16 protein-coding genes and 3 pseudogenes are annotated in these 22,289 nt (G+C 42.6%); 11 read left to right on the forward strand and 8 right to left on the reverse strand.

Translation table 11 applies throughout. The annotated features are described in order from the left end of the window. Window positions 1-268: 268 nt before the first annotated feature. The 4 genes from APHWEB_RS03090 to pyrE form a co-directional block, all read right to left on the reverse strand. On the reverse strand, window positions 269-1,366 hold the full coding sequence (locus APHWEB_RS03090; RefSeq protein ID WP_080651082.1) for a P44/Msp2 family outer membrane protein: 1,098 nt from the start codon (window positions 1,364-1,366) through the stop codon (window positions 269-271). A gap of 125 nt (window positions 1,367-1,491) precedes the next feature. After that, on the reverse strand, window positions 1,492-1,695 hold the full coding sequence (locus APHWEB_RS06905) for a glutaredoxin domain-containing protein (RefSeq protein ID WP_080502913.1): 204 nt from the start codon (window positions 1,693-1,695) through the stop codon (window positions 1,492-1,494). Between the two features lie 216 nt (window positions 1,696-1,911). Next, window positions 1,912-2,700: a HesA/MoeB/ThiF family protein gene (locus APHWEB_RS03095; RefSeq protein WP_011451220.1), complete on the reverse strand. Its 789-nt coding sequence runs from the start codon at window positions 2,698-2,700 to the stop codon at window positions 1,912-1,914. Window positions 2,701-2,777: 77 nt separating this feature from the next. Further along, window positions 2,778-3,392, reverse strand: coding sequence for an orotate phosphoribosyltransferase (gene pyrE, locus APHWEB_RS03100; RefSeq protein WP_011451219.1), 615 nt, complete (start codon window positions 3,390-3,392; stop codon window positions 2,778-2,780). A 584-nt stretch (window positions 3,393-3,976) separates the two neighbouring features. Here pyrE and APHWEB_RS06910 point away from each other — a divergent pair. Further along, a pseudogene (locus APHWEB_RS06910) lies at window positions 3,977-4,543 on the forward strand (P44/Msp2 family outer membrane protein); the annotation flags it as partial. A gap of 484 nt (window positions 4,544-5,027) precedes the next feature. Here APHWEB_RS06910 and APHWEB_RS03105 read toward each other — a convergent pair. Next, a complete protein-coding gene (locus tag APHWEB_RS03105; protein WP_011451217.1) occupies window positions 5,028-5,705 on the reverse strand; it encodes an SURF1 family protein in 678 nt (225 codons plus the stop codon). Between the two features lie 303 nt (window positions 5,706-6,008). On the opposite strand from APHWEB_RS03105, the gene APHWEB_RS03110 reads away from it, so the two are divergent. The 7 genes and pseudogenes from APHWEB_RS03110 (at window position 6,009) to ftsA (ending at window position 16,851) form a co-directional block, all read left to right on the forward strand. Then, a complete protein-coding gene (locus APHWEB_RS03110) occupies window positions 6,009-7,883 on the forward strand; it encodes a pentapeptide repeat-containing protein (RefSeq protein WP_245265810.1) in 1,875 nt (624 codons plus the stop codon). Between the two features lie 117 nt (window positions 7,884-8,000). After that, a pseudogene (locus APHWEB_RS03115) lies at window positions 8,001-9,149 on the forward strand (P44/Msp2 family outer membrane protein); the annotation flags it as partial. Window positions 9,150-9,209: 60 nt separating this feature from the next. Next, window positions 9,210-10,310, forward strand: a complete 1,101-nt coding sequence (locus APHWEB_RS03120) for a P44/Msp2 family outer membrane protein (RefSeq protein ID WP_011451214.1) — start codon at window positions 9,210-9,212, stop codon at window positions 10,308-10,310. 813 nt (window positions 10,311-11,123) lie between these two features. Continuing rightward, window positions 11,124-11,897, forward strand: a complete 774-nt coding sequence (locus tag APHWEB_RS03125) for a hypothetical protein (protein ID WP_020849451.1) — start codon at window positions 11,124-11,126, stop codon at window positions 11,895-11,897. A 277-nt stretch (window positions 11,898-12,174) separates the two neighbouring features. Continuing rightward, on the forward strand, window positions 12,175-13,608 hold the full coding sequence (gene icd, locus APHWEB_RS03130; RefSeq protein ID WP_011451212.1) for an isocitrate dehydrogenase: 1,434 nt from the start codon (window positions 12,175-12,177) through the stop codon (window positions 13,606-13,608). Between the two features lie 175 nt (window positions 13,609-13,783). Next, the gene (recJ, locus tag APHWEB_RS03135; protein WP_011451211.1) at window positions 13,784-15,541 is read left to right on the forward strand and encodes a single-stranded-DNA-specific exonuclease RecJ; all 1,758 of its coding nucleotides are present in this window, start codon (window positions 13,784-13,786) and stop codon (window positions 15,539-15,541) included. 125 nt (window positions 15,542-15,666) lie between these two features. Continuing rightward, entirely contained in the window at window positions 15,667-16,851 is a 1,185-nt protein-coding gene (gene ftsA, locus APHWEB_RS03140) for a cell division protein FtsA (RefSeq protein ID WP_011451210.1), read from the forward strand. Between the two features lie 223 nt (window positions 16,852-17,074). Here ftsA and APHWEB_RS03145 read toward each other — a convergent pair. The 3 genes and pseudogenes from APHWEB_RS03145 to grxC all read right to left on the reverse strand — a co-directional run. Further along, a pseudogene (locus APHWEB_RS03145) lies at window positions 17,075-17,572 on the reverse strand (P44/Msp2 family outer membrane protein); the annotation flags it as partial. 40 nt (window positions 17,573-17,612) lie between these two features. After that, the gene (locus APHWEB_RS03150) at window positions 17,613-18,797 is read right to left on the reverse strand and encodes a P44/Msp2 family outer membrane protein (RefSeq protein ID WP_044128601.1); all 1,185 of its coding nucleotides are present in this window, start codon (window positions 18,795-18,797) and stop codon (window positions 17,613-17,615) included. Between the two features lie 125 nt (window positions 18,798-18,922). Beyond that, entirely contained in the window at window positions 18,923-19,165 is a 243-nt protein-coding gene (gene grxC, locus APHWEB_RS03155; protein WP_011451209.1) for a glutaredoxin 3, read from the reverse strand. A 71-nt stretch (window positions 19,166-19,236) separates the two neighbouring features. Between grxC and APHWEB_RS03160 the strand changes: the two genes are divergently transcribed. The 3 genes from APHWEB_RS03160 to APHWEB_RS03170 all read left to right on the forward strand — a co-directional run bounded on the left by APHWEB_RS03160 (window position 19,237) and on the right by APHWEB_RS03170 (window position 22,289). Beyond that, window positions 19,237-20,148: a bifunctional riboflavin kinase/FAD synthetase gene (locus APHWEB_RS03160; protein ID WP_044104334.1), complete on the forward strand. Its 912-nt coding sequence runs from the start codon at window positions 19,237-19,239 to the stop codon at window positions 20,146-20,148. 93 nt (window positions 20,149-20,241) lie between these two features. Continuing rightward, window positions 20,242-20,712 (forward strand): signal peptidase II, encoded by a 471-nt coding sequence (gene lspA / locus APHWEB_RS03165; protein WP_011451207.1) that lies wholly within the window; start codon window positions 20,242-20,244, stop codon window positions 20,710-20,712. 83 nt (window positions 20,713-20,795) lie between these two features. Further along, window positions 20,796-22,289, forward strand: coding sequence for a M16 family metallopeptidase (locus tag APHWEB_RS03170; RefSeq protein WP_021799113.1), 1,494 nt, complete (start codon window positions 20,796-20,798; stop codon window positions 22,287-22,289).

Here is a 22,289-nt window from a genome sequence, read left to right on the forward strand (position 1 = left end):
TATACTGAGCTAGCGATTTATAGATCATGAGAATACTTACCAGTGTTTTTGAAACTGGAATAGATCTTCATAGTGCAATATAGAGGCAACATCTTCGCTGTGAGATTCTATTGGTGTAACTTCCTAATACCTCAAAATAACCAGCATACCCGAAGTTCACAAGCCATCACAGAAATTAACCATAACGGAAGTGGAAGAAACTGCCCTAATCTCACCGACATGAGCAACATGTAACCTCTCTCACATCTGAGATAATATCTTAAATAGCTTACCCCGGTATAAACCAAGTGCCTGATAATAGCACCAAAAGTCTCAGATTGCTGTAACGTACTCCCGCGGCACAGACGCTATGTACAATCTTCCATTCCCAAGTTAACAAGGGCAGAAGTGATATCAACTTGTCTCTGATCCTTATGAAGGTAGAAGAAACGGCCCTGATTTCCACAACCTCACCGCCTTCAATAGTTTTAGTTAGTAACCCTGCTACTATGGTTTTTTCGTCACTATTAAGAGCTACTAGGTCTTTAGCTACGGCTTTGGCGTTGTCATTAGTTTCAGGCGCTGGTTTGTGCGTGCCTGTGTCACTTGCACTAGATGTAGGCCAATTCTGGCTACCATCTTTTAGTGTATTAGCCACAAAGTCCATTAAAACCTGAGGTGTTGTCTGGTCTTTGTCGTAGCCGCTGCCACCACTAACCGCACCTCCTTTACCTCCACAGAGTGCCGTTTTATTCTTCGTGTCGGCTGTCCGATCCGTCTTATCTGCATATACTCCATGACTTTTCGCATGAGTATCGTTTCCCTTCTTTGTCACGCAAACCTTCCCATCGATAGTGGAATTGGTAATCCCAACCGCCTTAGCAAACTGAACGATATCTTTACCGGAGGTCTTGGCAAGAGCAGCGGTAAGCTTATCAGTCTGTCCAGTAACAACATCATAAGCTAACTCCTTAGCTAGTAGATATACTGTATCAGCTTCATCTTCCTTACTACCACTATCTCTAATACCCTTGGTCTTGAAGCGCTCGTAACCAATCTCAAGCTCAACCCTGGCACCACCAATACCATAACCAACACTGCCTTCCATAGCTACAAGCATGTTGTCCTTAAACCCAATCCGAGGATCAGGTGTGTTCCAGTCAAACTTGTGCGACTCAAGCTTTACACTCTTTCCATCCTTTAAGTATGGATATACTGCCTTTGTCTCTCCGTTACTCTCCCTTATACTAAAATCTCTTATCTTGCTAAACGCTGGACTGTAATCCAAGCCAACATAGAAATATCCCGCACCACCAGTCTCCAAAGCGCTAACGTCATCATGAGCCCTGACATCATTCCCAGCCATGACTATAGCCATCGACATCATTACGCTTCCTAATAATAGCTTACTTCTAATAACTGCGGTGCTTAGATCAGAATTGCAGCTTTGAGGACGCACCTACCAATGTCTCCGGAATCAGTGTACTTACAACATCTCACATGGCTGCCAGCTTATAGTTCTAGTTTTCCTGACTCATATAGCTCGTACAAATCGTCACATCCCCCAATGCTTTCTCCGTCGATGAATATCTGTGGAACTGTCTTCCTACCAGAGCGTTCTACCATTTCAAGTTGCGCTGCTGGATCGTTAGTTATATCTATCTCTTTGAGTTGGAGATGGCATTTATGACAATCTGTCGGCTCAACGTCTGCTATCTACCACATGTAGCTTGTAAAGCGGGCGCAGATTTAACAAAGAAATACTTTTTTCGCACGAAGCCTCAGTTTGTAGAAACTCAATGCATCCGCCTGTAGGATAAACGGCCGCTGTTACTTACGAAACCATAGCTAGCACTGCATATACCTCGTAACTAGCATGTGACTGCATAAGCTTCACTTTTGCTATAAGAGCGGATTTTACAGCGAGCAGTTTTATTCATGCTGCCTAAGTTTACCTTCATAACTTTCTAAATCGTATGGGTCTGTGGTACTATCTGTCCCACAACACATACATTTTGGATTTTTAGAAAACTCATATGTAGTAAAATTGTGATTAAGCAGATCAATCCTATGTAGCTTGCCTGTATTGGGCTGTGAGACTCCAATTACGTGCTTAATCACCTCACCAGCAGCCATGCTTCCCACCACTCCAACTGTAGCACCAATAACGCCTGCACGAGCACAATTGAGATCCGTACTTACAGGTTGCTGCTCAAAAAAACAACGATAACATGGGCTTTTTCCTGGATTGATAACCATTAATTCACCGACAAACCCTATTGCCACACTGTGTATAAGCACTTTATTTTTTGCAACACACGCATCGTTTAGAAATAGTTTCACCGCTAATCTGTCGACGCAGTCTACTACGATATCTACATCATTAAGTACGGTATTGAAGTTGCGTGGCCCTATAGCAGCCTTTAACCCTATAACTTCCACGTCTCTATTGAGTTTGTTCACAAATCGTGTGGCCACATCAACTTTACTCAACCCAATGTCTTCCTCTCTGTATATCGTTTGCCGGTTGAGATTAGAAATCTTGACTGTATCGTCATCACATAGGACAAGACGTCCAATTCCACTTGCTGCAAGAATTGGAATCGTAGTGCTACCGAGGCCTCCACATCCTACAACCAAGACTGAACTACTCAGTAGTCGCTTTTGTCCCTGTGCGCCAACTTCAGGAACCAATACCTGCTGAGAATACCTTTCTTTCATATTCCTAAAGTTCCCTACGTCTCTCATCTTGCCAATACAATATGTTGACGAATAGTGTCAATCTACACAAAAACAGCTTATTTGATAAAACTACTGCCAGGCTTTGAGATAGGGATTTGTGCTAAAAAGTCAGGCACTTCTTCTTCGCGGTAATTCTTTATGTCTAATGACAGCAAACTGACTACTGGCACAGGCATGTCCACATCTTTGGCGCGCGTAACAATACTCAATTCACCTGCGACCTTCCCCCCAAGAGCAGTTACTGCATTAATAACTGCAAGAGAAGATTTACCGGTGGTAATAACGTCTTCCACAATTAGAACCTTGGCATTCTCAGCAACGTTAAAGCCTCTACGTAAGGTGAAACAACCATCAACACGCTCAAAAAATACAAAATTCACGCCAAGCTGCCGGGCTATTTCATATCCAAACATCAGCCCTCCTATTGCGGGAGACGCTACAACATCTACATTGAGCAAGTCTTCATGCCCACTGGCGCGTGCCTTTTTAAGCAAAGCCTCACACAAAAGCACACACACGGAAGGTACCTCATGTAACTTTGCACACTGTATATAGGTATCGGTGTGCAGACCTGAAGTAAGGAGGAAATGACCCTTTAAGATCGCAGATCGTTCCATCAAAATATTCAATACATCATTCTCTGAGTTTATACACGTTTCGGAAACCCGCACAAAACACCTCTCATATACCTAAATGCCAAGACCACTGCGGCGCAACTTTACACCACATGCCCCTGCTATAGAATATACTATATACCTATGACCTTTATGAGTCAAAACCGTACTGAAGTCTTAAATATCTACAAGACTGGTACAGTGGAGATACTTTTCAGGGGTATGTTCAAGTATAAATACTATTTGTAATAAGGTGCATAATACAAAACTAGGGATATACATAGTACTGCAATAATTGAGGTAGTGACGGTTAAATATTACGGCCGTTTCTTCTACTTAGGTTATGGAGTGCACTTTGGATGTCCGGGTTATTCTCTGAGATATTAGGAAGTTATACCGATAGAATCTCGTAGCGAAGACGCTATCCCAATACTTAACTGTGAGGATATCTTTAAGTGTGAAGTAGCTTCAGAACAAGATAGTGATTTTTAGAAATTGAGGTTCCTGTAGTTATAGAGAGCTGCACTACTTGAGTATTAGTAAGTTACTTTTGAATACTCTGTGCAGTATAAGTATGTGTATTACATATGGATCTCTGGGTATACCAAGATCCTATGCAATAACTCTTATTATTAAAAAGGAAGACCAAGGGTATTAGAGATAGTGGTAGTAAGGAAGATGATGCTGATACAGTATATCTACTAGCTAAGGAGTTAGCTTATGATGTTGTTACTGGGCAGACTGATAAACTTACCGCTGCTCTTGCCAAGACCTCTGGGAAAGATATCGTTCAGTTTGCCAATGCTCTTGGAATTGCTCATTCTAAGATCGATGGGAAGGTTTGTAGTGGGACTCATGCCGCGGGCTCCACGGGAGGAAGCGTAACGGAATACAAGGCAGAGCCGGATGGAAACACAAAGACGGCACAGTGCAGCAATCTAGCCAGTAGTGGGCAGAGTGGGAAATCCTTTAGTAAGTTCGTTAAGGATGTAGAGCTGGAGAATAAGAACTGGCCCACGGGACGCATACATAGCACCAATACAAAGGATGGTACACCGAATGGCAACGCCAACGCCGTAGCCAAAGACCTAGTAAACCTTAATCGTGACGAAAAAACCATAGTAGCAGGGTTACTAGCTAAAACTATTGAAGGCGGTGAGGTTGTTGAAATTAGGGCAGTTTCTTCTACTTCTGTGATGGACAATTCATCAGGCCATACGTAATCTCATCATATACGGTAGTTTTTTTGGGGTTTGGAAAGCTTCTTATACCTCTGTAGGAACCCAAAACAAGTTACTTAACACGTCTGCGCTTAATTTCGGGTGTGATTGAATGTTTTGCGAGATATAGGGAACCATATTATGCGAGAGTTAAGAATAGAATCTCATAGCAACCTCAATACTTTCAATACGAGGATATCTTCTTATATGAAATAACTTTAGAGTAAGATTGTGCTTCTTAGAGACTGGTATAATCACATAGACCATCACCATGAAGAGTTAGGAAGTTACTTTCGAATACTCTGTGAAGTATAAATATGTGCATTACATATAGATCTATGTATCCCAAGAGCTTCAGTAATAAATCTTATTATTAAAGCCAAGACAGGGGTATCAGTGAGAAGACTATACATTGTTCCTTATGCTTGCGTTGGTCTTGGTGGTAACTTCGTTGGCGTGGTTGATGGGCATATCACTCTGGGTTATGAGGTCTACTGCGCAACCGCTGCCTTGTTCTCAGAAAATAAATATAACCCCCTACCCATATCATAGCCAGGGTATACCAGGTGATCGCGTACTCTAGATGATCATTTCTGACTTGCGGCATCTTATTAGGCTGTAGCCCATCCAGCAGTGATGTCTTATCCCCCCATATTATACAATCTTCTAGGGGCACCCCTATGTGCTTTGACATACTTTCGATGTCATACCAAAACCAAAGATTTTTATCGGCATTGTTAGCAGCAACCCACTTTGTTTTACTACTCAATGTGCAGTATAAAGTGCCGCTGACCTGTTCGTCCATTGAAGCATCCTGTATATCAATTTTTGCATACTCTGATAATGTGCCTCGATTGATTAACACATGTCTTCCGTCGGTGAGCTCCATAGGCTGCAGAAAATAATATCCCGCCCGTCCAGCAAAAACTCTGAAATACGTAGTTTTAAAAGTGCCTTGTACCTGAATACGCTTATAGTTATGAGATTGCAAATCATCCCCTTCAGGTAAGGGAACAATGGCACCGCTCATAGTATGAATTATATGCAACTTCTCTTGTAAACGTAAGATCTGCCATGTGCCCAACGTTAGCAATATTGCACACGGAAACACGCAACCAAAAATTTTAAAAATTATCGAGCCAAATCGCACTGTTCTACCCTATGATTGACAATGCTATCGTATGCCAAAAGACTCAACGGTGCACAACGTTACAATGTAAAATTATTCTTGGAGTTTGTGCAATGCGTTATAAATGTGCAAGTGACAACATAGTAAAATTGTGATTGCTGCAGCATTCCTTGTATCTATAAATGCCAAATTGAGGTAATCATGCTGGAGAGTCTTTGTTGTATGCACATTTTTCCATGTGGCTCTGTGTGCCCGTGAAAGGGGTTAATACTTTTTGAGCTTTTGCGCACTACAATGCGTGTGATTTACAAAAGTATTGTTTTGGTGTTTGCTATGGGTGAAGTAAATTTTGGTATATACAGCTGGATGTTTTGCTCGTTACTTTGCCGCATAAGCCGCACCGCAGTCTGCATTGTTTTGTCGGGTATTTTTATATACACCAATGCATGTGCCTCTACGGCAGAGGAAGATCCGAGGAGTTCTTTCATTAAAGACGTAGAGGGGATGAAGAAAACTCCGTACACCCGTCAGGATTTTCAAGATTTCATTACGAAATGTGATGCCAAAGGGATTGCACCTAATTTCTCTAAGGAATTTGGAAACAATTTCTACGGGGCGGATTTTAGTGAATTGGACATGAGAGGATCGATCTTTGAAGATGTGAATCTCATGCAGGCTAGCTTTAGGCACAGTAACATTTCGAATACCGTCTTTACCAACTCGGATATGCGTGGCACGGATTTCTCTAATACGGACCTCAATAAATCACGCTTTGAAAATGTGGATTTGAAGTTTGCCAATTTAGCGCTAGCTGACTTAAGTGGAGTTAAGATTACGTCTTCAGATATAGGATACTCCTCATTCATAGGCTCTGATATGCAAATGGCATCTTTGGATAAGGTGACGGGGTATGGTGCGACCTTTTCTAATGCGGAGCTTACGTTGGTTTCTATAACGGAGTCCACACTACGCAAAGCAAACTTCCAGGATGCAGAAGCGTCTAACGTTGTGATTCAAAATAGTGACTTAACAGAGGTGAGCTTTTTTGGTGCAAATTTACGGAGTGCAAGAATACAGCAGTCCTTATTGCAGCACTCTATGATGTACGCTGTTAACCTGGATTTTGCAGATTTAACAGGAAGTGATCTCAGCTTTTCCAACCTTGAGATGGCCAGCATCCGTTCCGCAAGCTTATATAAAGCCAATCTCAAGAATGTTAACATGTATTCTGCTGATGTTTATTACACTGATCTACGTGATGCAGATCTCAGCAGGGCTACGCTGGAAAACACGTCTTTGGTTGGTGTTAACCTCAAAGATGCGATATTGCAACATAGTGTTCTAAACGGTGCATCTATAGAAGAATCTATACTACAATCCTCAGATCTTCGTGGAGTATCTTTAGATTCAGGACGTGTTTCTCACAGCGAAATGAACTTAGCCATACTTAACAATGCGGTCATTAGAAATTCTAACATAACGAAATCAAATATGCGTTCCGCATCACTACATGGTGCGATGTTAGAGGGTGTGAACGTGTCAGAGGTGGATTTTACCAGTGCTAATATGAAAGGGGCGAAGGCGTCAAAATCTGTTTACAGCGGTATTATAGCTCGCAATACCAGATGGGCATATGCGCAGCTCAATGACCTGATCATATACAATAGTCAGTTTGATAAAGCTAGGTTTTACAACAGTAATTTGAACAAGGTGAATTTCTTTCGCAGCGACATGGCTGGCATTCTTTTCTCAAAGTCAGCATTTATAGGGTCGAGTATACACGGCAACACGATGAGTGCGGCTAAGTTCCGGGATTGTACATTCAAGAATACTCTTGTGGTCGATAATGGAATCAGTGCGCCTGTAGGGGCTATAGGTTCAATAGATGCTTTAGAGCAGTTATTCTCAAGTGAGCTAGTCTTTGACGTGAATTATTCCTACTTTGACTTTAGTGGTATGAGTTTACACGACATAGACTTTTCGAACGCTGTATTAGCTGGAGTTAAATTCAATGATGCACACTTGTCAAAAGTGAATTTTACGGGTGCAAATCTTTCTTTTACCGACTTTACCGATGCAAGGTTAGAGGACGTAAATTTTGCGAATGCAAATCTTTTAGGAGCAAATATTGCTGGACACGATGCTTTTGAAGAGAAGGATGAAGTCCCTGGAGAACGCGACAGTCTTCTTTCTAGATGACGAACAAATCATACCAAGGCTAGTTTTGTTAGCTGCACTGTGGAGTAGATATCGCACTTCGGAATTCGGAGTTAAATACAAAGCGCATGCCGTATTTGGAGATAGGTTATCTAGAAATCTATTATTAGATATAAGGGTATAAGGGAGAGTAACGGAGAGACAAAGGCAGTATATCCATACTTAAAGGATGGAAAGAGTGTAAAGCTAGAGTCACACAAGTTTGACTGGAACACTCCTGATCCTCGGATTGGGTTTAAGGACAACATGCTTGTAGCTATGGAAGGCAGTGTTGGTTATGGTATTGGTGGTGCCAGGGTTGAGCTTGAGATTGGTTACGAGCGCTTCAAGACCAAGGGTATTAGAGATAGTGGTAGTAAGGAAGATGAAGCTGATACAGTATATCTACTGGCTAAGGAGTTAGCTTATGATGTTGTTACTGGGCAGACTGATAACCTTGCTGCTGCTCTTGCCAAAACCTCAGGTAAGGACATCGTTCAGTTTGCTAAGGCGGTTGGAATTTCCCACCCTACCATTGATGGGAAGGTTTGTAGTGGGAAGCATGCTGCGTTGGTACCGAACAAGGGTAAGGACTATGATGCCGACGCGAAGGAAAGTAACACGAATGCGCACAAGACGGCGCAGTGTAGCGGACTGGCAGACTCAGCTGCGACGGGGCCTAAATCGTTCAGTGGCTTTGTTGGGGCTGTGAAGGTAGGAGAAGGGAAAAACTGGCCGACGGGTAGAGCTGCTACCGCGACAAGCAACGAAACCGTTGTTGGGCCTACTAATAGCAACGCGACAGCTGTAGCTAAAGACCTAGTAGCTCTTAATAGTGACGAAAAAACCATAGTAGCTGGGCTACTTGCTAAAACTATTGAAGGGGGAGAGGTTGTTGAAATCAGGGCTGTCTCTTCTACTTCTGTGATGGTTAATGCTTGTTATGATCTTCTTAGTGAAGGTTTAGGCGTTGTTCCTTATGCTTGTGTTGGTCTCGGTGGAAACTTCGTGGGTGTTGTTGATGGGCATATCACTCCTAAGCTTGCTTATAGGTTAAAGGCTGGCTTGAGTTATCAGCTCTCTCCTGAAATCTCGGCTTTTGCGGGTGGCTTTTACCATCGTGTTGTGGGAGATGGTGTTTATGATGATCTCCCGGCTCAACGTCTTGTAGATGATACTAGTCCGGCGGGTCGTACTAAGGATACTGCTATTGCTAACTTCTCCATGGCTTATGTCGGTGGGGAATTTGGTGTTAGGTTTGCTTTTTAAGGTGGTTTGTTGGAAGCGGGGTAAGTCAAACTTACCCCGCTTCTATTAGGGAGTTAGTATATGAGATCTAGAAGTAAGCTATTTTTAGGAAGCGTAATGATGTCTATGGCTATAGTCATGGCTGGGAATGATGTCAGGGCTCATGATGACGTTAGCGCTTTGGAGACTGGTGGTGCGGGATATTTCTATGTTGGTTTGGATTACAGTCCAGCGTTTAGCAAGATAAGAGATTTTAGTATAAGGGAGAGTAACGGAGAGACAAAGGCAGTATATCCATACTTAAAGGATGGAAAGAGTGTAAAGCTAGAGTCACACAAGTTTGACTGGAACACTCCTGATCCTCGGATTGGGTTTAAGGACAACATGCTTGTAGCTATGGAAGGCAGTGTTGGTTATGGTATTGGTGGTGCCAGGGTTGAGCTTGAGATTGGTTACGAGCGCTTCAAGACCAAGGGTATTAGAGATAGTGGTAGTAAGGAAGATGAAGCTGATACAGTATATCTACTAGCTAAGGAGTTAGCTTATGATGTTGTTACTGGACAAACTGATAAGCTTACCGCTGCTCTTGCTAAGACCTCTGGGAAGGACTTTGTTCAGTTTGCTAAGGCGGTTGGGGTTTCTCATCCCAGTATTGATGGGAAGGTTTGTAAGACGAAGAAGGAGGGATCGGGCAGTAACCAATTTGGGAAGTATGCTGGGGAAACTGCTAATGGTTCCAGCGCTAGCAAAGCTGAGGTTGCAGTGTGTGGCGCTGCGGGTAACCACAGTAGCGGTGGCTCAACTGTCGCGGAGACTTTAAAGAACTTTGTCAGTGCAACCCTGAAAGGAGATGGTAGTAAGAACTGGCCCACATCTACGATAGCCGCGAGCAATGGGGGGACACCAACTCCTGTTACAAACGACAACGCCAAAGCCGTAGCTAAAGACCTAGTACAGGAGCTAACCCCTGAAGAAAAAACCATAGTAGCAGGGTTGCTTGCTAAAACTATTGAAGGGGGTGAAGTTGTTGAGATCAGGGCGGTTTCTTCTACTTCCGTAATGGTCAATGCTTGTTATGATCTTCTTAGTGAAGGTTTAGGCGTTGTTCCTTATGCTTGCGTTGGTCTCGGTGGGAACTTTGTTGGCGTTGTTGATGGAATTCATTACACAAACCATCTTTAACTCTGAATACCCTAGTTAAGGTAAGTGAAGTAACTAGACAAATTAGTGCTGCACCACTCGCGAAACAAACTACGATCAGCGATTTGCCATACTTAGTAAGTCTGCACAGTGGATTTATAATCTTACCTAACAGCAATGACAGTCTATCTCATAATCTTCCCACGGACTTTATAAAGGTTATCTGCACTCCGAGAGGAAACTAATCTGTGACTAATTTTAAAAAGGTACAGCTACGGGATAGTCGGTCGTTATATGAGAAGTGAAGTTTACTGCCATGATCAATATACTTGCCTTTTGAGGATGATATTGAACGCATTACAGGTTCAAGCTGTCTTGCAGTTTCTGGAGATGTTATAAGGGTACACCTATAAAACTCTGGAACATATCATTGCAATACGATCCTGATTCGAAAACACTTGAAAGTATTGCAACTACATATGCCTCGATATGTATACTAAAATCCTACGTAATAAATCTTATTATCTAGCATAAGACTAAGAAATTAGTAAAAAGCTTAGGTGTCGTTTCTTATGCTTGCGTGGGTTTAGGCAGGCACCGTGCCCCATCATGTTTTTGTTTCTTGTGATGTGTTAAAGCATTACGTTACGGAGTTTCTCACAAGGGATAGAACATCAAATCCCCGGGTGCCATCATTTTCATGTTGTTTTGATGCATGCCCAAGGGACGACACTATTATAGTGTGCAAAAATGGACCGGATGAAATACCATGCTTCTTATGCCACTGATCTGGTAAAAGGCGGTTAGACTCGTGCGCAAACCTATCTTACAGAAATCACCAAGATCTATGATGATATGTCACCAAGTGCGAGGCTTTCGCTATTTCCACTGGAAGAGATCTGTAAAAAAACGGGGATAAAGCCTGAAGAATACACCTCAGTGCTGGATGCTCAAGGAGATAGAAGGGAATCTTTCTGTAAACTCAAATTGATGTTTGAAAGGGCTAACGCAGTTGGTGAAACTGGTAGTGCAGGCATACCAAATCCATTACTGTTAGAGGAGCTAGTCAGCACCCTCAATCAATCTTGTGTCGAAGGGTATCCAAACGCAACCACCTGTGCTATTGCACGTATGGCAGACAAAGATAATGAGTATCTTCCATTTGAAAGCAATTATAAGGATCTTCTGAAGCATATCCCTAGAGATAAAAACGAAGTACCTATAAAGCATTCAGTACACATGCGCTGTACTGAGCCTAATAAAGTTTCCGTATATCTTCACTTTTTTCCTTATCCATGGATAGGAGGATTCGTATCTTCAAATTTTCGATACGATGTTTATATCAACGAAGCCACTGGATGCATAGAGTATAGTGACGTATATACCTGCATTGCATTACCATCAGGGGATGATCCTCTGCCAGAGGATAAATGGCACTTCTCCAGGCCAGATGATTTTCTGGATATACAGAGATTGAAAAGTATACTTGCTGATAAAGCTAATTTTCAGCACCAATTCGAGCACTTTCCTGAAAAGTATCCACTTAATCAGTTCACAATCTCTGGTAAATTAGATGATTTTTCCATAAAAATACAGGAGATGCTGTCATTTATATCTATACAACGGTGACACCTAGAAGATAGGACACACTCTGCGGCTCCCACATGTCAGAGATCTTTTTGAACTGAATTTCTCTAAGTTTAATCTATATAGCGATTACCGTTACTATAATGTTGTAGCTGTCCGTAATGTTGCGGTATTAATATCACTCGCAGTTATATTTCATAAGTTAAATTTTCGTATAGAACGGAAAATACAGTCGGGTTCTTTGGGCTATACAATCTTAGGTACTTCCTGATTCTACAAAGATGCGCTATACTACTGCGTTTTTTGGACAGGGAAGAAAATGTCGGTACCGATAACAGTAGCTTATGGAGATGGTATAGGACCGGAAATTATGGAGGCTGTACTTCTAATATTAAAAGAAGCACAGGCGGATATAGCGGTTGAAACTGCGGAGATAGGTCATGCACAGTATAAAAGGGACTGGCCCTGTGGTATCGCTCCGTCTTCTTGGGCTTCTATCCGTAGAACCAAAGTCTTACTGAAGTCTCCTACTATGACTCCTCAAGGTGGAGGCCATAAGAGCTTAAATGTCGCGTTACGTAAGAGCTTAGGTTTATACGCAAACGTGCGTCCCTGTGTCACGTATTCTCCTATCATAGATACCGGAAGTACTAATCTCGATATCGTGGTAGTCCGCGAAAATGAAGAGGACACGTATTGTGGTGTAGAGTATAGGATATCTCAAGATGCCTCGGTATGTGATAAAATTACCACAAGATCTGCTTCCGAAAGGCTCTGTGCGTATGCGTTTCGCTATGCCCGAAGCCATAATAGAAAGCGGGTGACCTGTCTGATCAAGGATAATATTATGAAAATGACGGATGGGACATTTCGCAGTGCCTTTCAAAAAATTGCTGCGATGTACCCTGACATATCTTCAGAGTACTGCATAGTGGATATAGGCATGGCAAGGATTGCTGCACATCCTGAAGAATACGATGTAGTGGTAACTCCTAACCTGTATGGTGATATATTATCAGATGTTGTGGCTGTAGCTTCGGGCTCCATTGGACTGTCAGGTAGTGCAAATCTCGGAGAAGAATACGCAATGTTTGAAGCAGTACACGGTTCTGCTCCAGATATAGCCGGACAAAATATAGCGAATCCGTCAGGGCTACTTAACGCTGCAGTGCAGATGCTGGTGCATATTGGACAAGAATCCACCGCCCAGGCCATATATAATGCGTTTTTGAAAACTTTAGAAGATGGTGTACATACTGCCGATATTTACAATGCAAAAACCAGCTCTAGTAGGGCTTCTACCACTGAGTTTGCGCAAGCTGTTGTAAATAATCTTGGAACTTCCCCAAAGTATCTACGCAGCATGTTGATAAATAAGAATACCGAGGAGGCTATGCACTATGAGCGTGTGCAAGATACCTCTAAGAAGGTATTAGTTGGAGCGGATGTAACAATCCATTGGTCTGGTGGTGACGGGTTAAATGAGTTGGTGCAATCTTTAGCGGCAGCCCTGCCTCCTTCTGTCAAACTACGTCTCATACACGCGAAGGGCCTGGAGTTATGGCCTAATGCCCCATGTGTTTGTTCGTATATTGATCTTTTGACATGCCGATTCGTCTATGATGCACAGGAAGGTGCGGATTCTACTTCTATTAGTCAATTATTGCTTTGCCTTGAAGGGCTTGGTCTTGACGTTGTAAAACTGGTCAAGCTATACACATTTGATGGAGTGGAGGGCTTTTTCACGCCATAGATAGTAAAGGATTTTATCGATTATCCACCGCGTTACTGTTGGTAAGAAGTTGTGTTACGCAGGATATGCTCTACGTGAGCGAGTTATGGGGTGTTGCTTCTTATAATAAATAATCATTGCTTCTGAGGGGTAGTGTGCACAAAATTGACGGCCTATATTAGGAATTTGGTGCAGTATGCTACAAAGCTCAGCAGAAGAAGCAGTCTTATGTACGGGAGTAAGTGGAGCCGTATGGAAGGTGCATAACGCTACATATAGGGATGTACTCACGATAAAGCAGAAGTTCGGACTTTCTGAAATCGTAGCGCATGTCTTAGCTATAAAACGCATACCTCTAGATGATATTAGAGATTTCTTGTTTCCCACTTTAAAGCTGCTTCTGCCGGATCCCTTCCATCTGTTGGATATGGGAAAGGCTGTTGATAGGATATTAAAAGCCATTTATGAGAAAGAAAGAATAGTAATTTTTGGTGACTATGATGTTGATGGGGCGACCTCTTCGGCAATGCTCAAGAGGTATTTCAAAAGCATAGGAGCTACTGCGGAAGTTTACATTCCCGATCGCTTAAAAGAGGGGTATGGACCAAATCCAGAAGCTCTAATAAAACTTAGAAAGAAGGGATGTAGTTTATGTATCACAGTAGATTGCGGTACTGTTGCGCATGAACCAATATCAGTTGCTAGGGCTGCGGGATTAGATGTAATTGTTGTGGACCACCACATAGGGTCTCCCACATTACCGGATGCGACGGCCATTATAAATCCCAATCGCCTTGATGAGACGTCGACTTACACGTATTTGTCGGGTGTAGGGACTTCCTTTATGTTGTTGATTGCATTGAATAAGACTCTGAGACAAGCAGGGTATTTTCAGCAAGAAAATGAGCCAAATTTAATGAATTATTTGGACTTGGTAGCTCTTGGTACTGTTTGTGATGTCATGCCAATGCTCAAGTTAAACAGGGCATTTGTAAAACAGGGACTAAAAGTGATGTCAGAACGAGGAAATATGGGGCTTAGAACTCTTGCCGATGCGATAGGTATTGAAGAAAAGCCTAGTGTTTATCATCTCGGTTTTTGCATAGGTCCCCACATCAATGCAGGAGGCAGAATCGGGAATTCAAGCTTAGGGGCGCGGCTTTTATCAAGCAATGATGCTATTGAGTGTAATAAAATTGTCACGATGTTGCTTGATTTGAATAATGAGAGAAAAGAAATAGAGAATAGAAGCCTTGCTGAAGCACTGGCGCAGGCAGAACTCCTTGTTGATGAAGGTAAGAATATCATCATGGTCACAGGAAATTGGCATGTTGGGGTTATAGGAATCATTGCTGGTCGCATAAAAGAACGTTTTTTCTTACCAACAATTGTAATTTCTCTAGATGGGGACATGGGGAAAGCTAGCGCGCGTTCTGTAGCGGGTATTGACATAGGGGCTGCTGTTCTATCCGCTAAGTTTGAAAAACTAATTCCTGAAGGTGGTGGACATGAAATGGCTGCAGGATTTTCCGTGCATAGAAGCCAGATCGAGCCACTATATAAGTTCTTTTTAGAGAGATTTAAAGATGTAAATATACAAAAGGCTTTACATGCGAGTGGTATTTTATCAACTGCGGGCATTTCTTCCGCGTTGTGCAGAGAATTGCAATTATTAGAACCGTTCGGGCCTGGAAACCCGGAACCGAAATTTGTACTCAGAAATGTTCGTATAAAAAATCCCGCTATTATAGGAGAAAGTCACATAAAATGCTTAATTGACGACGGCAGCGGTGCTTCTGTGCGGGGAATGTGCTTTAAATGTGTAGGAACAGAACTAGCTCTAGGGTTACTACAGGGAGGCATAGCTGTACATTTACTTGGCAAAGTCAGCATGAATCAATGGCGGGGTAATGAATATGTACAGTTTATAATAGATGACCTTGCGTTTGCGTAAAAAAGTGAGAGTTTTTTCCTTATTATTCCACGTCAGAGCTCTTGATAATGTGAGTAGCGAGCGTGTAGTGCTCATTTTTTGAAGACAAGCATGATTCTTACGGGCTGTGTGCCAGTTTTCTCGACATGGGAAGCACGAAGGTAGTGTGTCTTGCGGTCAAAGTAAACGACGAAGGTGTACCAGAAGTTATAGGAGTGGGCTACAAGCCTTCGGAAGGCATTAACGGCGGTGCAATAGTTAATAAACAAAGCGCAGGATGCTCGGTGCTGTCTAGTATTGATCTTGCGGAACAAGTTTCAGCACAAACTATAAGTCAAGTATACGTCACTGTATCAGGCTGCGGGGTAAAATCATCCAACATCTCTAACGAAGTATTGTCAAATGTTCATGAGATCTCTGAGCGTGACATTAGAAGGATCATGTTACAAACCTACGAAAAGTTTTCTGGTGAAGACATAGCAATTCACAATGTTCCGATGGCATATCATTTGGACAATTTAAGTAACATCACAGAACTGGAAGGTCTGTATGGCAGTAAACTGCGTGCAGATGTACATGCTGTCACGGTATCAAAGTTGGCGTTGGTGAACATTGAGCAATGCATAACTAGCAACAATTTAATGATGGGTGGGTGCGTAGCGGAGTCGTATGCGTCGGGATTAGCTTGCATGACTGACGATGAGCGGGAGTTGGGTACTTTGGTCATCGACATGGGAAGCAATTACACTTCCATGGGGTTTTTCTATAAGGGGAAGTACGAACACGCAGATTGCATTCCATTTGGTGGGCATCACATAACGCGTGATGTTTCTTATGGACTATGTGTAAGCTTAAAAGATGCGGAGAGCATAAAGGTCACGCACGGCAGCACGATGCTTTTCTCATCGGACGACGATTATCCGATTGAGATATGCGATGTAGATGGAGAGTTGAAATGTGTTACGAGAGCAGACATTGCTAGCATCATTCGTCCAAGAGTTGAGGAGATCTTAGAGTTTGTAAAAAGCCGGGTAGATGAGCATCGGAATGTAGTAAGTAAGGTTGTCATCACTGGAGGATGCAGCAAATTGCTGGGAATAGAAAAGGTAGCTAGTTCTATACTTAACCGGCAAGTCAGAGTTGGAACTCCTATTAATCTTAAGGGTATGTGGCCGGAATATGTAGGCAAGCCTGAAATGTCAGCAGCTGTAGGTTCTGCTATGCTTATAGCACGTACATTTTATAAGAGACAATGTACAAAAAACAATTCTCATCATCCGGGCAGCTTGGAGAAGGTCCTACGCTGGATAATTACCAAAGTTGAGGCATAGGCATTAAACCCAAGCATGTCCTGAACCCAGGTTATAAAGATCATTATCTTGTTCTGCAGTTATTTCATACAAGAAGATACCCTCGGATTAAAGTCAGGAAAGATGTTAGTGTAGTATTACAGTTATATATTGAGAGATCTCATAGGTGTAACTTCCAAGCATCTCAGAAAATAACTGGCATATCCAAAGCGAACTATGGAAAAGGTGATCGTCACTCATCTCATATTCTTATGAAGATAGAAGAAACCGCTCTGATTTCAACAACTTCTCCCCCTTCAATAGTTTTAGCTAGTAGCCCTGCTACTATGGTTTTTTCGTCACTATTAAGAGCTACGAGGTCCGAAGATACCTTCTTCGCGTTGTCGTCATGATCAGCACTCGCCTTCCCCGAACCAGGCCACCCTTTTCCTAGCTCCAACACGGCAGCCCTAAAACCCTTGAGCTGCCCATCTCCTACGCCACTGCTTGAGGTTCCTTCCCCACAATGTTTCTCAGTCCCATCACTGCTTGTCGAGCCTCCATACTTCTTACCGCCGGATGTCACGCAAACTTTCTTATCAATCTCGGAATGAGAAATCTCCACGGCCTTAGCAAACTGAACGATGTCCTTCCCCGAGGTTTTGGCAAGAGCAGCAGCAAGGTTATCAGTCTGCCCAGTAACAACATCATAAGCTAACTCCTTAGCTAGTAGATATACTGTATCTGCTTCATCTTCCTCATTTTAATAATGAGAGTTATTACGTGGGCTTTTAGTGTACCTATCAATTTGTAGGTAGTTGAGCCGGCAGATCATCATAGACACCATCTCCAACAACACGATGGTAGAATCCACCCGCAAAAGCGGAGATTTCAGGAGAGAGCTGATAACTCAAGCCAGCCTTTAACCTATAAGCAAGCTTAGGAGTGATATGCCCATCAACAACACCTACGAAGTTACCGCCTAAACCAACACAAGCATAAGGAACAACGCCTAAACCTTCACTAAGAAGATCATAACAAGCATTGACCATCACAGAAGTAGAAGAAACCGCCCTGATTTCAACAACCTCACCACCTTCAATAGTTTTAGCTAGTAACCCTGCTACTATGGTTTTTTCTTCAGGGGTTAGCTCCTGTACTAGGTCTTTAGCTACGGCTTTGGCGTTGTCGTTCGTGACAGGTTTTGGAGTTCCCGTGCCGCTTGAAGTTGGCCAGTTTTTACTACCATCCTCTTTCAGCGTTGCCCTGATAAAATCCCTAAAAACCTGCCCAGTTTCACTTACATTCGTACCACTGGTTGTTATCGTAGAACTACCATTGTCACCGCACAAAGACGTTCTCCCCTCACTTGCCCCCTTCGTGTGCGTTTCGTCACTATATAACGGAAATTTCTTCGAGCTATCCGCCTTCGTCTTACAAACCTTGCCATCAATACTAGGATGAGAAACCCCAACCGCCTTAGCAAACTGAACAAAGTCCTTCCCCGAGGTCTTAGCAAGAGCAGCGGTAAGCTTATCAGTTTGTCCAGTAACAACATCATAAGCTAACTCCTTAGCTAGTAGATATACTGTATCAGCATCATCTTCTTTACTACCACTATCTCTAATACCCTTGGTCTTGAAGCGCTCGTAACCAATCTCAAGCTCAACCCTGGCACCACCAATACCATAACCAACACTACCTTCCATAGCTACAAGCATGTTGTCCTTAAACCCAATCCGAGGATCAGGAGTGTTCCAGTCAAACTTGTGTGACTCTAGCTTTACACTCTTTCCATCCTTTAAGTATGGATATACTGCCTTAGTTTCTCCGTTACTCTCCCTTATACTAAAATCTCTTATCTTGCTAAACGCTGGACTGTAATCCAAACCAACATAGAAATATCCCGCACCACCAGTCTCCAAAGCGCTAACGTCATCATGAGCCCTGACATCATTCCCAGCCATGACTATAGCCATCGACATCATTACGCTTCCTAATAATAGCTTACTTCTAATAACTGCGGTGCTTAGATCAGAATTGCAGCTTTGAGGACGCACCTACCAATGTCTCCGGAATCAGTGTACTTACAACATCTCACATGGCTGCCAGCTTATAGTTCTAGTTTTCCTGACTCATATAGCTCGTACAAATCGTCACATCCCCCAATGCTTTCTCCGTCGATGAATATCTGTGGAACTGTCTTCCTACCAGAGCGTTCTACCATTTCAAGTTGCGCTGCTGGATCGTTAGTTATATCTATCTCTTTGAAGGGAATACTTTTTTTGTTGAACAAAGCCTTAGCCCTAGTACAATATGGACAGGGGACTTTGGTGTATATGACAACATCGCGCATATCACCTCCTCTCTCAATTCATTTGTATGCGCTTGGCTAGCATAGCTTCGTTTGTGTGTAAAGATATTTGTATGGAAGTGCTTTGTGAGCGTCCTAGTGCCAGAGAAGTGGTGCTAACGTTCGGAAATTTTGATGGAGTGCATCGTGGGCATATGCACGTATTTTCTGAGGTTGTGCGTTTAGCCCAGGAACACAATCTGGCCTCTGCTGCATTAACGTTTTCTCCTCATACAGCAGTGTTTTTGAAAAAGCGGGAGAATTTTTTGTTATCAGACTTTGAGCGCAAAGTTCAACTTATAGAAAGCTGCGATATAGATTACCTGCATGTTGTAGAATTTGATGAATTATTCGCTAAAATGTTGCCAGAAGCTTTTATCGAAAACATCTTAGTACAACGCTGTAAAGCACGGCATGTAGTTGTGGGGGAGGATTGTGTTTTTGGTTATCGATGTATGGGTAACATCGATACGCTCAGATCATATTCTCAAAGCTATGGTTACAAAGTTATGGTAGTTGATCATCTTTCTATCAGTGGAAAGAAGATATGCTCGTCCTCTTCCATCAGAAAGTGTGTGGAAAGCGGGGATATCCAAGCTGCAAATTTGCTACTCGGCAGGTGTCATGCCATCAGTGGTAAAGTGATGCGGGGCAGAGCTCGGGGAAGAACGATTGGTTTTCCCACTCTTAATCTCAGTCTAGAGCATACTATCATGCCCTGTAGGGGCGTGTATAACGCTAGAGTGCTCATTGGACAAGAGTGGCTCTTAGGAATAGCTAATATAGGGGTAAGACCTACGTTTTCTGAAGTGGAGTTGCCCATATTGGAAATGCACATTTTTGATTTCGATGAAGACATATACGGACGCAAAGTGACTGTAGAGCTTCTGGACTTCATAAGGCCAGAGCAAAAATTTCAGAGCATAGAGCAGTTGGTAGAACAGATCAAAAGAGACATAGCAGTGGTAAAGCGCCAAAAACACTAGTCATAATACATATATTGTGCCAATAGAGTTCTTCTATTCAAAGAAAATTGTTTCTGCTATTATGAGCGCGACAATGATACTGTAGGTTGTGTTATGAGGAAATCTATAATCGGAATAATAGTGCTGCACGTTGTGATGGCATTAGATCAGATAAGCAAGTTGTATATGTCCAAGCTGTACGCGGCACACGGCGATATTACTGTTTTTGAATATTGTAATTTGATACAGCTTTGGAATAAAGGAATAAGCTTCGGCCTGTTTAGTACCTTGGAAAATGGAAACACGGTTTTTATGGTATTATCAGCAGTCATTATAGCAATCCTGTCATATACGAAGATCAAAACGAAAAGTATGTCAAGAAGTTGCTGTTTGAGCGTTATAGTGGGCGGTGCGCTTGGGAATTTAATGGATAGACTAAGATTCGGTGCTGTGTATGACTTCATAGATTTACACATTGGAGATTGGCACTGGCCTGCGTTTAACTTGGCAGATCTCACTATAACGTGTGGAGTGATTGTCTTTTTAGCTATGGAACTCAGAAAACGCAGCCAGCTTAATGCTTAGGAAACAAGGGATAGTTCATGATATTGTTAAGATAGTTGAAACTATTTACGGTAATATTTCGGATAAAGTTGTTTCATTTTTGGATGAAAAAAAGGATGAGAAGTTTTTTTGTGGTTTGTTTATGTATCTTTTTGCTTTTTGGGCGTGTTGCGCATGCGGTAGATCAGCAAAAAATGCGTTCTACTGAACTAAAAAATGGCATGAAGGTTTATGTAATACAAAACAACAGCTTGCCTATAGTTATGCACATGCTGATATACAAGGTAGGAGGCGTTGATGACCCTCCTGGTTTGTCAGGTATTGCTCATTATTTTGAGCACATGATGTTTTCGGGGACAAAGAAGTTTCCGAAGTTTTCAGATGTTATCGATGGACTTGGGGGAGATCTAAATGCGGAGACCTCCTCCTCGTACACTGCTTACCATGAGTTAGTGCATAAGAAGCACCTTCCTCTGATGATGGAGATGGAAGCAGATAGAATGCAGTCGCTGCGTCTGGTGGACAAATATCTAGAGCGTGAACGCAATGTTGTGCGTGAAGAGCGTAAGATGAGGGTTGAGAGTACAAAGCAGGCTTTGCTTGCGGAAGAAGTATTCAACGTGTTCTACAGGAATGGTTATGGTAGACCCGTTATAGGCTGGGATCATGAGATTTCGAATTACAATAAAGAGGCAGCCAACGCTTTTTATCGTAAGTATTACAACCCTAATAATGCCATATTGCTCGTGGTAGGGGATGTTGATTTTGGTGAAGTTGTACGATTGGCCAATCAGCACTACGGTAAGATAAAAAACCGTCATGAACGTATTGAGAAAAAGTTTGCAGCAAACATCGAGCCTCCCCACAGAAGTGAGATTATTGTAAAAATGTCGCATCATACAATCTCAGATCCTGAGGTAATGATGTTATACAAAGCTCCAAGTGTGAGTACTGAGTCAGACAATAAGGTCCTGCTCGCTGCGCATATTGCTGTAGATATAGTTGCGGGAGACGCATTTGGTGTACTGTATAACGAATTAGTCAAAAACAGGTCCTTGGCGACAAGTGTTTTTGGGGAATACAGTGAACTAGTGGGAAGCGATGGTGTAGTATCGGTCGAGTTGCTGCCAAAACTTGGTGTTTCACCTGAAGATATCAATAGGGAAGCTAAGGAAGTAATAGCAGATTTGATGGAGCAGGGCGTAACCGAGGAGCTTGTTAATAGTGCAAAATACAGGAGCATGGCGCACTTCACATATGGCTTAGATGGTGTAGCGAGTATGGCGAGGTTCTATGCTGATACTTTAGCTGCGGGGGCAGAGCCGTTAGCTCCTGAAGATGTGCTAGGAGCAATCAAAAGCGTGACTGTAGAGGATGTTAATTCTGTGCTGAGGCGTATATTTAGTGAGGCTTCTGTGACAGCCTACCTTACTGGTGATGAGCACGATGGAGACGACGAATATGATGAAGAAATGCTAGGTTCTCAAGATATATCTCAGCCTGAAGAAGGCTTTGATATAGCAACGGAATTTCCGCGCGAGGATGAGGCTATGTGGTCTCCAGATGATGAAAGTATAGTGTCTGTAACGGAGGCATAA

Source organism: Anaplasma phagocytophilum str. Webster, assembly GCF_000964685.1.
GTDB lineage: Bacteria > Pseudomonadota > Alphaproteobacteria > Rickettsiales > Anaplasmataceae > Anaplasma > Anaplasma phagocytophilum.

Bases quoted from the DNA above. Each gene is read 5' to 3' on its own strand.
- APHWEB_RS03090 (WP_080651082.1), bottom strand. From the start codon at position 1,366: ATGATGTCGATGGCTATAGTCATGGCTGGGAATGATGTCAGGGCTCAT.
- APHWEB_RS03170 (WP_021799113.1), top strand. From the start codon at position 20,796: ATGAAAAAAAGGATGAGAAGTTTTTTTGTGGTTTGTTTATGTATCTTT.
- APHWEB_RS03095 (WP_011451220.1), bottom strand. From the start codon at position 2,700: ATGAAAGAAAGGTATTCTCAGCAGGTATTGGTTCCTGAAGTTGGCGCA.
- APHWEB_RS03125 (WP_020849451.1), top strand. From the start codon at position 11,124: ATGTCACCAAGTGCGAGGCTTTCGCTATTTCCACTGGAAGAGATCTGT.
- recJ (WP_011451211.1), top strand. From the start codon at position 13,784: ATGCTACAAAGCTCAGCAGAAGAAGCAGTCTTATGTACGGGAGTAAGT.
- APHWEB_RS03150 (WP_044128601.1), bottom strand. From the start codon at position 18,797: ATGATGTCGATGGCTATAGTCATGGCTGGGAATGATGTCAGGGCTCAT.
- APHWEB_RS03160 (WP_044104334.1), top strand. From the start codon at position 19,237: ATGGAAGTGCTTTGTGAGCGTCCTAGTGCCAGAGAAGTGGTGCTAACG.
- grxC (WP_011451209.1), bottom strand. From the start codon at position 19,165: ATGCGCGATGTTGTCATATACACCAAAGTCCCCTGTCCATATTGTACT.
- lspA (WP_011451207.1), top strand. From the start codon at position 20,242: ATGAGGAAATCTATAATCGGAATAATAGTGCTGCACGTTGTGATGGCA.
- ftsA (WP_011451210.1), top strand. From the start codon at position 15,667: ATGGGAAGCACGAAGGTAGTGTGTCTTGCGGTCAAAGTAAACGACGAA.
- icd (WP_011451212.1), top strand. From the start codon at position 12,175: ATGTCGGTACCGATAACAGTAGCTTATGGAGATGGTATAGGACCGGAA.
- APHWEB_RS03120 (WP_011451214.1), top strand. From the start codon at position 9,210: ATGAGATCTAGAAGTAAGCTATTTTTAGGAAGCGTAATGATGTCTATG.